Origin of the sequence: Microbacterium pygmaeum, assembly GCF_900100885.1 — a bacterium.
Classification (GTDB): Bacteria; Actinomycetota; Actinomycetes; order Actinomycetales; family Microbacteriaceae; genus Microbacterium; species Microbacterium pygmaeum.
Map to the genome: position 1 here is coordinate 3,621,413 of NZ_LT629692.1, position 13,674 is coordinate 3,635,086.

A 13,674-nucleotide genomic window follows, 5' to 3' on the forward strand; every position below is an offset into this window, starting at 1 on the left:
GTGAGTCGAGCGGTAGACCCCACTGCGGGCCATCAGAGGCATTGCCAACAGGGTGACCGTTGGATTCGCGGTCACGCTCGAAGCTCCCCGATACCAAGCCGGCTAAGAATGAAATCCGCCTTGCCTTCCCAGCGCACTTCGCCCGGAAGAGTTGTCACAACACGTGCGATTCTTGGGCCAGACTTTGCCTTCTTGCCGAGCCAGTCGATCTGTTCGTCAGCCGACAGCACTGCTACTTCATCCAGACCTCGGCTCGACGCCCCGGTGACTGGGGTACTGAGTACAGGCAACCCGGCGGCACGATACTCGTAAGTCTTGATCACGTCGCCGCCCACCTCGCCTTCGCCAACACGGTGAGGCACCCACCCGATGTCGAACTTCCGCAGCAACGCCGGAACATCGTCATAGTGCACATCGCCGAGCATCGTGATGTTCGGCTGATCGCTCATCGGACGCTTGTACTCCTGGTCAAGGACGGGACCCGCGAATACAAATGACACGTCAGGTAGCGCCTGTGCTGCTGCGACGATGAGCTCGAGGTTCAGGCGCTTACCGATCTTTCCCACGTATCCGACCGTCATCGGCCCGGCGGCGATCGAAGTGTGGTCAAAGCGTTCCGGGTCGCAACCGTTCGGCAGAAATACAACGTCGTCTCGGCCGTAACGTTTGGCGAGTTCGACTGTGCCTTCCGCATTGGCGGTGACGACCGTGGCTTGGTCGAAGAGTTTGCGGTATGCGCGGTCAACCTCTTGGTTGACGCCTTCGAACGCATAATGAATCGTCCAGTCATCAAGGAGATCGAAGCCGACGGCTTGACCGGACTCGACGATCGACGGCCAAGCAGAGGAGAGGGAGAGGAAAGGATTCCATGTCACAACAGGCGCAGACACCGAAGGCAACGCGCGGTGGTACATCGGCAGCGAGTCCACCCACCATCTCTGCCTATCTCTGAGCGACGGCAACTTCCAGACGAAGGATGAGACTGGAGCGGTATTCGCCGCGACTGACGTCGCTCGGTATCGCCTCAAGGGCGCCAATGCACGCGGTTCCGGTCGAGAAACGACACGAACTTCACCGCTCCCAACGAGCTTGCGCCCGAACCACTCGATGAAGTGTCCGTCTCGGGTGCGATAGCCCTCATTTGACAGCTTGTGCTGACCGTGCATGGGGAACGCGATGAGCGCTGTCTTGCGATCCATGACCGTCCTCGTTTCGCTCAACGAACTGCAACCGCTTGACGCGTCACATCCAACGCCTCTGCGTAAGACGCGCACACCCGCTCCCAGGAGTAGATGCTTTCAGCACGCTCCGACCCACGCTCAATCAATCGTTGCCGCTTGGCGGAGTCACTGATGAGATCGATCACGGCTGACGCGATTGCAGCCGGATCCGGCTGCACGAACACGCCTGCGTCCTCCAAGACCTCGCGGTTGTAGACAGTGTCACGGGCCACCACAGGAGCCTTGTTTGCCATAGCTTGCACGAGGGCAGGATTGGTTCCGCCGACGCTGTGGCCGTGGAAATACGCGCCAGCGTTTTGCCAAAGCGCGGCCAGCCGCTTGTCATCGCTCAGGTGTCCAAGCCAACGCACCCGCGGCTCCTGCTCGTCGAGTAGCTTCGCCGCGTCATCGATGGGGCCGCCGTAGCCGGATGAGCCGACGATGACCACGTCATGCTTTCGAGCGATGATCTTAGCGGCCTCGAGAAACTCGGGAACCGTGTTCTCGGGAACGAAGCGAGCAACGATCAAGACGTAATCACCCGGCACCAAGCCGGGATCGAGGTCGCCGGGCGTCATCGCATCGCCGCCGTACGGGATGAAGAATCCATCGCGATTGAAGTCCCGCTTCCACCGGTCACCGATCGCGTGAGCATCGAACACAAGGTTGGACCCGTAGCGCGCCGTGAGTTGCGCCCCTCGTCGGAAGACGGCTTTCCCAAGCCCGCTCCACTTGGCGCGCTCCCACTCAATGCCATCCACGTTCACGAGGCTCGGGATGCCTGCCGCGCGCAGAATCGGCAGCCAGTAGCCATTGGCGACATTCATCACGAGAGCGACATCGGGCCGTCTCCGCGCTGCGTCGAGGCTCGCCGTCAATCCGTAGGTCAGTGTGCTGACGGACTTCATCTCGACTCCGCGCGTGTACCGAACGTTCACTCGCGGGTCCAAGCGGGCATCTTCAGGCTTCGTGGCGCCGCGACGAGAGTAAACGTCAACATCCCACCCCTGATCGACCAGGTATGGGGCCAAGTATCGGACCGCGGTCTCGAAGCCACCGTAGTAGCTCGGATAGCCGCGCGTGCCGATGATTGCCACGGATTTTGTCACTACGGTCTGCTCTCCAACGTCGACTGGAAAGCACCGCGCCATCGAGATGCTGGCACCCACCCTACCTGCGATCTCGTAACACTCTGTTTCAAGGTCGTGACGCGGAGGGGCGAAATGAGGCCTCCTGGGTCTGGCGATAATGGTGATCCGTACTCTTCGTCGCCACCGGTCGCCGGCGAAAATCATCTCTGAAGGCTCGAGGAGTTCTCATGCGTTTGTCTGTTGTTGGTTGTGGGTATTTGGGTGCGGTGCATGCGGCGGCGATGGCTTCGATTGGTCATGAGGTTGTCGGGATTGATGTTGATGCGGTGAAGGTGGCTGCGTTGGCGGAGGGTCGTGCGCCGTTCTTCGAGCCTGGGTTGGGGGAGATCCTGTCGGAGGGGATCGCGTCTGGCCGGTTGTCGTTCACGACCGATATGGCTGCTGCGAAGGGCGCGGCCGTGCATTTCGTGGGGGTGGGGACCCCGCAGCAGAAAGACGGGTACGCCGCCGACCTGACGTATGTGCACGCGGCGGTCGATGCGCTGGTCCCGTTCCTGTCGCCGGGTGATGTGGTCGCGGGCAAATCGACGGTCCCGGTGGGGACCGCGGCGGATTTGACCCCCCGGGTGGCGGCGACGGGTGCGACGTTGGTGTGGAACCCGGAGTTCCTGCGGGAGGGGTGGGCGGTGCAAGACACCATCGACCCGGACCGGCTCGTGGTCGGCGTGCCCGCGGGCGACGAGGGTGCGCGGGCGGCGGACATCCTGCGGGATGTGTATCACCCGGCGGTGGGGAAGGGGACCCCGTTCCTGGTCACCGATCTGGCCACCGCGGAACTGGTCAAAGTCGCCGCCAACGCGTTCCTCGCCACGAAGATCTCGTTCATCAACGCGATGGCCGAGATCGCTGAAGTCACCGGCGCTGATGTCACCCAGCTCGCCGACGCGATCGGCCACGACGCCCGCATCGGCCGCCGGTTCCTGGGCGCCGGGATCGGGTTCGGCGGCGGGTGCCTGCCCAAAGACATCCGTGCGTTCTCCGCCCGCGCCGAAGAACTCGGCCGTGGCGAGTCCGTCGCGTTCCTCCGCGAGATCGACGCGATCAACATGCGCCGCCGCGACCGTGCCGTGGACCTCGTCGTCCAGTCCCTGGGCGGCACCGTCTACGGCAAACGCGTCGCCGTCCTCGGCGCCGCGTTCAAACCCCACTCCGACGACATCCGCGACTCCCCCGCCCTCGATGTCGCCGTCCGCCTCAAAGGCCTCGGCGCCGACGTCATCGTCACCGACCCCGAAGCGATCGACAACTCCCGCCGCATCCACCCGCAACTCGACTACACCCCCCACCGCGACGACGCGATCGCCGACGCGGAAGCAGTCGTGGTCGTCACCGAATGGGACGAATACCGCAAAGACCTCACCCCCCAACACGCCTCCACCCTCACCACCGGTCGCATCATCATCGACGGCCGCAACTGCCTCGACGCCACCGCATGGCGAACCGCCGGCTGGACCTACCACGGCATGGGACGCCCCTAACCCCCGCATCCGCCGCTCGGTCCGCAGATTGCCTTCTGTGTCCCTGCATTTCTCGCATCATCAGCGACGTCAAGGCAGCGCACGAGGGCGGTCTGCAAGTTTCAGCAACGCGGCTCGCTTATGATCTTCGTGACTGCCGCATCGCGGCCGCGGTCTCACGGACTCAGGCGCGAGGAGCAAAGCAATGCCAGCGGGATCACTACGGAAGGCGATAGCCGACTGTCTCGGTATGGACGCGATGGCCAGCGGGCTCGTCGGCTTGCAGGAGTATCGGTCTGCCCTCGTCACGTCGCATCGACCACGGTCGGCGAGCTGGCTCTGGGCGCCGGCGGGCCGCGCAACACCGACCACTGCAGTCGTGTTCGCGACCGAAGGCGGGGTTGCGCTGAGCGGCGCCGACGCGCCGGCACGCGGCATCCTGTTGCACAGCACGCACCGGACCGAGCTGGACTGGACGCCAGGCACGCTGGCGACAGTCGTCTGGCTGGACACCGACTCCGTCGTCGACTCGGCCGTCCCTGCCTCCATCGATGCAGCGCCCTTGGTCGACACCTCGCTCGTGAGCGGATTGAAGGCCTTCGCCGAGTCGCTGACGCGCCGCGCAGAAGTCCGTACGAAAGTCTCCGCGTACCTGGTGGAACGCCTGCTCGTCGAAATGGTCTACGGAGTCCTGCTCGAACGCAAGGAGACGGAAGTGCCTGCGCAGCAAGCGCAGCGCCCCATGAGTCGCGCCAAGATGCTCATGCTCCTCAACCGTGCCGACCCTGAATACGGCAGCGAAGACCTGGCACGCGATCTCCACATGTCACCGCGCCATCTGCAGCGCTTGTTCGCACGAGAAGGTTCCACCCCCGCCGCCGAACTGCGCAACCTCCGCGCCGAGCTGGCGCAGACACTCCTGCGCGACGCGCAGTACGACGCGTTGACGATCGCCGAGATTGCGGGTCACGCGGGGTTTACGAACCCCTCTGCGATGCGCCGCGCGCTGCAGGCGGTCGGCGCGCCGGCGCCCCAGGCGATCAGAGCTCGCTGAGCCTCACCGGCCCCGCGACGTCCATTCCGCGACGGTCTCGGATCGAATGACGACACGAGGCCACCGGCGCTCAGGGGATCTTCGGCAGAGTCATGGGCAGACCCACTCCCACACCCGAAGATCGTTCAAGGAGATCCGATGACTGACCTCGAGTCCCGACCCGAGAGCACGCCCAGCAAGACCTTCAGCCGCCGCAGCGTCATGAAGACCGCTGCGTGGTCGGTGCCGGTCATCGCCGCGACCGCCGCCATGCCGCTTGCTGCGGCGTCGGTTAGCAACGCCAACCTCACGTGGACGGGTATCACCGGCTCGCTGCTGTCGCTGCGGGTGCTCGATTCCGCAACCGTTGTGACGGCTGCGCTGGCCCCGACCCTGCCCACGCAGCTCACCCTCACTAACGGCGCAGGTGCGATCGCTAACCAGTCGGCGAGCGTGTCGATCGTCGTCGACCGGCCGGGGGGTATCAACATCACGGTCGGCAGGGCTCGTGGTTTCGGCGTGTACTCGTTCAACGGAGCGCCGACGCCGGCAGGCTCGCGAACCTCCACCTATCAGATCGTCGGATTCCCGCGGACGACCTACACGACCACGACCACCGTCAACGTGGCGTCGAATGGCACGTTCAGCATTCCTGTTGTGTGGGGTCTCGCGGGAACCAACACCGGCATCAACATTTCGGCCTTGGCGAACTTCCCGGTGACGGCGACGGTCGTCGTGGGCGGACGCACCCTGACCGCGACCAGCACCATCTCGGTTCCGGTCGGCGCCGGTCTTCTGTAGCCGGACACTCCTCTTAATAGGAGCGCGTTTTCACCCTTCTTTCACACGAACCACTCCTCTTAATAGGGGGCGCAAACGAGCCCGCTCGTACCGATCGTCGGATCGGCGCGAGAGGGCTCGTTTGCGTCACCGGCAACGCTGACGTTCCGGCGCCTGTTCGGACGGGAGGTGAGGGGTCGTCACGTGAGGCGACGTCGCCACGAAGGCTGGATAGGGTGGGGCGGTGACCGCCGAACCCGTCGTCCTGTGTCTGGGCGAAGCGGTCGAGCTGGGCCACGCCTGGGTGCAGTCGGTCGCCGAGCGCTCGGGGATCCGCGTGCTGTTCTTGAAGGGCCCCGCCCTGCATCGCCACGGCCTGCGGGAGCACCGCACGTCATCCGACGTGGACGTCCTTGTCGAACCGAGTCGACTGGACGATTTGTCCGCGGCCCTCGTCGCGCGGGAATGGACCCAACGCGAGGGCGATTTCATCACGGAGCGCATCAGTCTGCACTCGCGTGCCTTCCTGCATCAAGAGTGGCCCTGCGACATCGATCTGCACGCGTACTACCCGGGCTTCCTACGCCCCCCTGCCGAGGTGTTCGAGGCGCTTTGGGCACGGCGCACGCGGCTCGAGTTCGCGCATTACGCGTGCGACGTCCCCGACCGTCTCGGCTCGATCCTCGTCTTGGCTCTTCATTCTCTGCGCGGTACGGCTCGTCAGCAGCGGCACGCCGATGAGCTGAACGGCCTGTACCGGGTGTCACTGACGCGCGATGAACGCCTGCAGCTCGGTGCGCTCGCGCTTGCGACGGGAAGCGCCGGCACACTCGAGACCGTCCTGCCTCGACTCGGCGTGGATGTCGACATTCCAGCCGAGGATCTCGCGTCCCGCGAACTGCAGGAGTGGCGCGAACGAGTGCGGTCGGGTTCTCACGGCGCATACTTCTGGATCGTCGCGTTTCGCCGCGCGAACTGGAGGCAGCGCATCGCAGTGACCGGACGCGCGATCTGGCCGACCCGCGCCGATCTCCTGCTGTCCCGGCCGGATGTCGTCGACACGCGGTGGGGTCTGCTGCAGGGACGCGTGCAACGGTGGGGTCGAGGCATCGCCTCCCTGCCCGACGCGCTACGCGCGACCTCTCGGCGTCGCTGACGCCCTAAGCCGATGAAGCGTCGGCACTGATGCGCCGAGCCTGCACCCACTGGTTGTCGAGGAGCTGCTCGAGAAAGGCCATCACGTCATCGGCGATTTCTGCGGGGTTGACGATGCCTGCCGCACCGGCCACCCAACGGACGATCGTCGCCGTGTCGCCGCCGTCGACGAGCGCGAGCCAGATCAGGGCGGCCGAGCCCTCGAGACTCTGCGGGCTCCGCGGGTCGCCGGAGAGTCCCAGCACCACCACGCGGTCGCCGCTCTCGACCCACGCGACGTCCTCTCTAATCGCCCAGTCCACGCCGAAGGTCCGCTCCAGGATGCCGGTGTCGACCATCTCGTCCGCGGCGCTTCTCACCAGCTCGGTGGGGTCCGCCCCCGCCGGCGATCCGTATTCGGCGACGGTCGCCCCGACGAGCGTCTCGAGGGTCGCTTGGTTCGCTGCACGCCAGATCGTTGACGCGACCTCACCGAGCACGCGAACGGTGCCATTCCCCACGTCGCCGACGTGCAGCAGGACCAGCCGGTCAGTGCCTGCGAGAGGGTGCACGTCCACCACGTCGGTCCGCGTGTACCGCACCGCAGCGAGCGCATCGTCCGCGGCAGCGGCGGAAAGCTGTGGGGCCGGCTCGAGGTCCACGGGCGCGGGAGGCACTCCCCCAATTCCCGGCCGCTCCGCGAGGGCCTCGATCGTGTGCACCAGCGTCTCCGCCTCACGGTAGATGACACGCTGGACGCCGCCGACCGACGCGACATGGGCAGCGATCGTTTGCAACGGCGACGGGAGCACGGCGAGATAGCTGGTCTGCTCGACGAGGTCGGTGAGCGCGTCCCCCAGATCGACGGGCTCCACGACCGGCACGTCAGGACCGTCTGGACGACGATCGAGCAGCACGATGGCGCTCAACCGCAGCGGCGCGTCAGGCAGCGCGCGCAATCCCAGCTCGCTCGGCGTCCGCTGCTCTTTGTAGTCACGCCCGTCCGCGATCACCGAGAGGGGTTTGCGGTACGGGTGCACGGTGCCGTCCGAGTCGATCGCCACGGTCTCGTCGCTGACGTAGCCGAAGTGGGCTCCCAGCACCCGCGACGCGGTCGTCTTCCCCCGGCCCGAGGGGCCGATGAGGGCGACCACGCGACCGTCGTCCGTGGCGAGCCCGGCGGCGTGCAGCATCCACATCCGCCCTCGGCTCTGCTCGATGGCGGCGAGGGTCACCCGCTGAGACAGATCGGAGAGCATCGCATCCTGCGCCACGTCGTGCATCGTGCGCACGATCGGTACGTCGTCATTCGGATGCACGTCTGCGGCATCCTCCGCGGCCAGGGCGTCGCGCCACGCATCCGCGACCGCGCACCGATCCTCATCACCGAGCGACGAGGCATCGATCCGCACCAGGCCGCCCAGGGCGGAGACGAGCAGTTCAGCGGCCACGGATCCAGCGTAGATCCCTACCGCGTCGGACCCGCACCGCGCAACTTCTTCAACCAGAAGTTCGATCCTGCTACTGTGGGCATTCGTGGTCATGGGGACTCACGAAGCTTGCGCGGTGCTTGGGGAAGCAGAAGCCAGCGCGGCTCGCACCGCAACGTGAAGCGGTTGTATCCGTTTCGGGTCGATCGCGTTACGGGGCGTCAACTCGACGCTGGGTGCACCTAGATTTGTGACACGGGGGATGGGGACTTGGGGATGGGGACTCCACGCGTCGCGATCATTCTGCGGTACGGGCTGAATCCGACAGCCTGGCGCAAGCGCCACGACGCCGGCGAACTCGTCGATGAGACTCCCTACGCGTACCACCTCGCAGATGCATGGTTCACCACGGCGTGGTCGACCGATCACAACGAGGGAAGGATGTCGCGGATGCTGCGCATGACGGTTCGCCGCGTCATGGGTTTCGATCTCGTGCACGTCTGGCGCAACCGCCGCATCATCCAGGCCGCCGACGCGGTCTGGACCCACACCGAGCGCGAGCACCTCGCGGTCGCCTTCCTCAAGGCCCTGCAGCCGCGCCGCTACCGCGCGGTCACGGTGGCGCAGTCGGTGTGGCTCTGGGACCAGTGGGGTTCGATATCCGGGGTGCGCCGACGACTGTTCGGCAGTCTGCTGCGCCGGCATGAGGTCGAAGTCGTCCTCAGCAGCGACAACCGCGACCTGTCACGGTCGTCGGTACCCGGTCGCACCGTGATCCGCGTGCCGTTCGGAACCCACTTCGCACGCGCGCGGGGGGCAGACACCGCCCTCCCGGTCCCCCCGCGCGTGCTCACCATCGGCAACGACCGTCACCGCGACTGGCCGCTGCTGGTCGAGGTGAGCAAGCGGATGCCCGAGGTCGACTTCGACGTCATCTCGCTCTCCGCTGACGCAAAGTCGCAGCCCTGGCCGGCGAACGTCGTCGTGCGATCGACGACCCAGCTCGACATCCTCGAGAACGCGTATGCCGAGGCCACCGTCGTGGCGATCCCGCTCATCCGCAACCACCACGCGTCCGGCTGCACCGTCGCGATCGAGGCGATCTCAGCCGGCCTGCCCGTCGTCGCCTCCGAGGCCGGCGGCATCGAGGAGTACCTCGAAGGCGGCGCGACCCAGCTGGTCGCCGTCGGCGATGCGGCGGGATTCGAAGCCGCCATCCGCTCCGCCATCGCCGCTCCCCCGCAGGCCGATCCCGGCGTCGCCGAGGCGCGCGGCCTGTCCGAGAGCGACTACGTCACCCGGCTCGCCTCACTCACCCTGTCGCTGCTCGAACGCGCGCCGATCGCGCCGGCCGTCGAGACGTTCGCCCACATCACCGAACCCCCCACCAAGCAGGCAGCGTCGCCCGCGTCGACCGACGAGGCGAACATCCCGGCATGAACACACTCGACATCATGATTCGCGCGCAGCGCATCCGCGACCTGCTCTTCAGCAAGCTCGCGGCACCGGGTTTCGCCGCCTTCGGCGACGGCTCGCGGATCCTGCTGCCCACCCGGCTCTCGGGTGCCCAGCACATCAGCGTCGGCAGGAAGGTCCTCATCGGCGCCGGATCGTGGCTCATCGTGCCCGAGCAGCGCCAGGAGGGTCCGAACATCGTCCTGCACGACCGGGTCCGCATGAACACGACCTCGATCTCTGCGGTCGCCCGCGTCGAGATCGAAGAGGGAGTCGCGATCGCCCGCGGCTGCTACATCTCCGATCACTCGCACAGCTTCGACGACCCGTCGATGCCGATCCGCGACCAGGGCATCGGCCGGGTCGCGCCGGTGCTCATCGAGCGCGGCGCGTGGCTCGGCCAGAACGTGGTCGTGCTGCCGGGCGTGACCATCGGCGCCGGGAGTGTGATCGGCGCGAACAGCGTCGTCCGGGCCGACGTGCCGCCCCGCACCGTCGCCGCCGGTGTGCCGGCACGAGTCCTGCGGGAGCTCGCATGACCATGGCCGACCACTCCCCCCTCGACGAGGTCCGCACGCCTGCGGCATCCGACTACGTCTTCACGTTCTCGTACGAATCGTTCGCCGACGCGCACAAGCGCGGCATGATGCGCCCGCCGGACCGCCTGCTCTCGACGCTGATGACCAGCCCCGAGGTGCGCAAGCTGGTCGTGGCCGACCCGTACCGTTCGCGGGCGACCAACTGGGCGCGCGCGCTGATCGACGTCCGCCACCGCGGCCGCAACACCGCCGACATCCGCCACGTCAGCCCGATGCGCTGGGCGCGCGCAGACCCGACCGATCTCGACGAGGTCGCCGCGGCCTACGCGGGGTACGAGAAGCAGATCCGGGATGCTGCGGCCGCAGCCGGCCTCCAGAAGCCGGCGTTCATCACCGCGAACCCGCTGGTGGCGGGCTTCTCGGATCTGAGCTGGACCAGCGGCGGCCTCTACTACGCGCGCGATGACTGGCTGAGCTCGCCGGCACGCCGCAAGTACTGGCCGGCGTACCGCGAGGCATACCGGCGCATCTCGGAGCGGGGTCACGCTGTCGCGGCGGTCTCGCAGGAGATCATCGACCGCATCGGCCCGACCGGGCCGCATCGCGTGGTGCCCAACGGCATCGAGCCGGACGAGTGGCTGGGCAGCCAGCCCGCCGCTCCCGAATGGTTCGCCCGCATCCCCGGCCCGCGGGCCGTCTATGTCGGAACCCTCGACTCCCGGCTCGACCTGGAGGGACTGCGGGCGCTGGCCACGGCCCGGCCCGACCTGCACATCGTGCTGATCGGGCCCGCACCGGACGCCGGCTACGTCGCGCAGCTGCGCGCGCTGCCCAACGTGCACATCCGGGGCCTCGTCGGTCGCCGCGAAGTCGTCGCGGTGCTGCGCAACGCCGAACTCACCCTGCTCGCGCACCGGCGCACACCGCTGACCGAGGCGATGAGCCCACTGAAGGTGTACGAATACCTGGCCGCGGGCCGACCGGTCCTGGCGACCGACCTGCTGCCCGTCAACGGACTCGGCGAGCGCGTGCTGCTCGCCCCGACCGTCGCGGAGTTCACCGACCTGACCGACGCCGCGCTCGCGCTCGGCGTGCAGGACGAGTCCGAGCGCCGCGCCTTCGTCCTGGCGAACGCCTGGTCGAGCAGGCACCACGAAATTCTGTCTCTGCTGGAGGGGTCCGGCTGAGACGTCCATGCGGCGGGCACCCGAGCTCACCGCGGCACATGACGAACACTGGGGGAAAAGAATATGACTGACGATGGAGACGTACTGCTCGTCTGCTCCGGCGGCGGGCACCTGAGGCAGCTGGCCGGCTTCGCCGAGCGCATGGGCATCGCCCCGGAGCGCCAGGTCTGGGTGACCTTCCGCAACGGGCTGAGCGAGTCGCTGCTCGAGGGTCGGCGGGTCATCTACGCGCCGTTCACCGCCCCGCGCGATCTGCGCAACTTCGCCAAGATGCTGCCGCTGGCCCGCAAGGTGCTGGCTGAGAACACCTTCGTGCAGGCGATCAGCACGGGCTCGAGCCCGGCCGTCGCCTTCCTGCCGCTGGCGGCCAGAAAGGGCATCCCGACGTTCTACATCGAGAGCGCCGCGCGCGCCGACGGACCCTCGATGACGGGCAAGATCATCTCGCGCGTCAAGCGCATCCAGACCTTCTGCCAGTACCCGGCCTGGGCCGATGACCGCTGGCAGTACCGCGGCTCGGTGTTCGACTCCTTCGCGCCCGGCGAGGTGTCGGACCGCACTCCCCGTCGCGCGGTCGTCTCGGTCGGCACGCAGGAGGGCTACCCCTTCACACGCCTGTTCGACAAGGTCGTGCCGCTCCTGGCCGACTTCGACGAGGTGCTGTACCAGACCGGCGACGCCGACGTCTCGCACCTCGGGATCGAGGGCGTGGTGAGCATGCCGCACGACGATCTGAAGGCCGCGATCGCCCGCGCCGACGTCGTGATCACGCATGCCGGCGTCGGCGGGGCGCTCACCGCGCTCAGCCTCGGCAAGCACCCGATCATGATCCCGCGCACCAAGGAGCACGGCGAGCACATCGACGACCATCAGGTGCAGGTCGCGCGCGAGCTCGACCGGCGCGAGCTCGCCACGCTCCGCCAGGTCGATGACCTGACCGCCGAGGACATCGTCTTCGCCAGCCGCCAGAGCGTCCGAACCGTGCAGCCGCCGGCGTTCCACCTGACGCCCGTCATGGAGCGGCATGGGTAGCGACATCGATCGGCGCAGCTTCCTTCGCGGCGGACTCCTGGTCACCACGACCGCGGCTCTCGGAGTCCTCGTCGGGTGCGCGCCTTCGGACGCTCCCTCGTCGGACTCGGCGCCTTCGTCTCCTTCGCCGACCTCGACGCCCTCGGGCGCGGCATCCGCCGATGCCGTGCCGGGAGCATCCGCCCGCCCGACCCTCTCGCCGTCGTTCGGTCCGAACGGCACCCACTTTCCCGACAGCACGCCCTGGCCGGGCGAGTCCGCGGCATCCGACCTCGTCGTCGACTGCTCGTGGGAGGCGATCGGTGCCGCTGTCGGGGGCCTGACCGCCGCGCAGGTCGCTGCGGGGGCCGTGATCCGGGTCTCGCCGGGCACGCTGCCGGGCAACGGCGCGAAGTCCTCGTCGAACCCGGTGCTCGCTGGGCTGGGCGACCCGTCGTGGCAGCGCAACGTGCTGATCTGTCCGGCCGACGGATTCGGCAGTGTCACGGTGGCCGCCGAGGGCATCCGGCTCGACGCCTGCTCGCGCCTGTCGCTGTTCGGCTTCCTCAGCGGGGGCTCGTTCACCCTCACCGAGTGCGCGTCGATGCAGCTGGGCTGGAGCCGGCTCGATGCCCTGAACGTCACCCGCGGGGGCACCGACCTCGAGATGCACGAGCTCGTGCTCGGCTTCCGCTACAACCCGGAGGACACCGTCGGCATCCGCCCCACCGACGCCAACGCGATGACCGGGATCTCGCGCTACGGCTGCGTCTTCGGCCCCTCGGTCAAGCCCGCCGACAGCGACGCGCACTGCGACACGATGCAGCTCGAGGGCACCGGCACCGGCGAGTTCGGTCCGTTCCTGAACGTGGACTGCGTCGACTACGGGTCGTCGAACGCCGCGATGCTCCTGCACACGCAGGTGACCCGCGCCGAGTTCCGTCACTGCATGGTGCTCGGCGACACCCTGCCGTGGGAGGTCTTCCCGCTCCGCCCCGGCGACTACGAGGGCACCCCGAACGCGTTCTCCGGCGGCTGCGAAGACGTGCGCGCCTACGACTCGGTCATCGCCGGGCCGATCGGCGGCATGGGCTTCACCGACGTGCAGAACACGATCCTCAGCTACCCGCCGCAGGACAAGCAGCAGCCGAGCGGGTCAGGCAGCTGGACCGTCGACACGTCGGTCGCAAGCTGGGATCGGGACGACATCATGTCGCGCCAGTCCGTCGACGACTACGAGCCGGCGACCCTTACCGCACTGTGGGCCTGGTGAGTGT

Annotated in this window: 12 protein-coding genes; 9 read left to right on the forward strand and 3 right to left on the reverse strand. The window is 67.4% G+C overall.

The genetic code is table 11. The features are described from left to right. Positions 1–71: 71 nt before the first annotated feature. Together BLT19_RS17260 and BLT19_RS17265 are read right to left on the reverse strand one after the other, a co-directional pair. Entirely contained in the window at positions 72–1,199 is a 1,128-nt protein-coding gene (locus tag BLT19_RS17260; protein ID WP_197672996.1) for a glycosyltransferase, read from the reverse strand. A 17-nt stretch (positions 1,200–1,216) separates the two neighbouring features. Next, complete coding sequence (locus BLT19_RS17265) at positions 1,217–2,329, reverse strand: glycosyltransferase (protein WP_231917711.1); 1,113 nt, start codon at positions 2,327–2,329, stop codon at positions 1,217–1,219. Positions 2,330–2,538: 209 nt separating this feature from the next. Here BLT19_RS17265 and BLT19_RS17270 point away from each other — a divergent pair, with 209 nt between their 5' ends. From BLT19_RS17270 to BLT19_RS17285, 4 genes are all read left to right on the forward strand, one after another. Continuing rightward, complete coding sequence (locus tag BLT19_RS17270; protein ID WP_091492902.1) at positions 2,539–3,849, forward strand: UDP-glucose dehydrogenase family protein; 1,311 nt, start codon at positions 2,539–2,541, stop codon at positions 3,847–3,849. A 229-nt stretch (positions 3,850–4,078) separates the two neighbouring features. Continuing rightward, positions 4,079–4,882 (forward strand): helix-turn-helix domain-containing protein, encoded by an 804-nt coding sequence (locus tag BLT19_RS17275; protein ID WP_157681898.1) that lies wholly within the window; start codon positions 4,079–4,081, stop codon positions 4,880–4,882. Between the two features lie 138 nt (positions 4,883–5,020). Continuing rightward, complete coding sequence (locus BLT19_RS17280) at positions 5,021–5,662, forward strand: hypothetical protein (RefSeq protein WP_091492908.1); 642 nt, start codon at positions 5,021–5,023, stop codon at positions 5,660–5,662. A 223-nt stretch (positions 5,663–5,885) separates the two neighbouring features. Next, positions 5,886–6,797: a nucleotidyltransferase family protein gene (locus BLT19_RS17285; protein ID WP_091492910.1), complete on the forward strand. Its 912-nt coding sequence runs from the start codon at positions 5,886–5,888 to the stop codon at positions 6,795–6,797. A 4-nt stretch (positions 6,798–6,801) separates the two neighbouring features. Here BLT19_RS17285 and BLT19_RS17290 read toward each other — a convergent pair whose 3' ends face one another. Then, positions 6,802–8,226, reverse strand: coding sequence for a PqqD family peptide modification chaperone (locus BLT19_RS17290; RefSeq protein WP_091492913.1), 1,425 nt, complete (start codon positions 8,224–8,226; stop codon positions 6,802–6,804). A 255-nt stretch (positions 8,227–8,481) separates the two neighbouring features. On the opposite strand from BLT19_RS17290, the gene BLT19_RS17295 reads away from it, so the two are divergent. The 5 genes from BLT19_RS17295 to BLT19_RS17315 all read left to right on the forward strand — a co-directional run bounded on the left by BLT19_RS17295 (position 8,482) and on the right by BLT19_RS17315 (position 13,670). Next, complete coding sequence (locus tag BLT19_RS17295; protein WP_091492915.1) at positions 8,482–9,645, forward strand: glycosyltransferase; 1,164 nt, start codon at positions 8,482–8,484, stop codon at positions 9,643–9,645. After that, positions 9,642–10,199: an acyltransferase gene (locus BLT19_RS17300; RefSeq protein ID WP_091492918.1), complete on the forward strand. Its 558-nt coding sequence runs from the start codon at positions 9,642–9,644 to the stop codon at positions 10,197–10,199. Before BLT19_RS17295 ends, BLT19_RS17300 begins: the two co-directional genes overlap by 4 nt. Then, positions 10,196–11,386: a glycosyltransferase gene (locus BLT19_RS17305; RefSeq protein WP_091492920.1), complete on the forward strand. Its 1,191-nt coding sequence runs from the start codon at positions 10,196–10,198 to the stop codon at positions 11,384–11,386. The genes BLT19_RS17300 and BLT19_RS17305 overlap by 4 nt, the downstream gene beginning before the upstream one ends. A gap of 63 nt (positions 11,387–11,449) precedes the next feature. Continuing rightward, entirely contained in the window at positions 11,450–12,418 is a 969-nt protein-coding gene (locus BLT19_RS17310) for a glycosyltransferase (protein WP_091492922.1), read from the forward strand. Next, entirely contained in the window at positions 12,411–13,670 is a 1,260-nt protein-coding gene (locus tag BLT19_RS17315) for a hypothetical protein (RefSeq protein WP_091492926.1), read from the forward strand. The genes BLT19_RS17310 and BLT19_RS17315 overlap by 8 nt, the downstream gene beginning before the upstream one ends. The last annotated feature ends 4 nt before the right edge of the window (positions 13,671–13,674 follow it).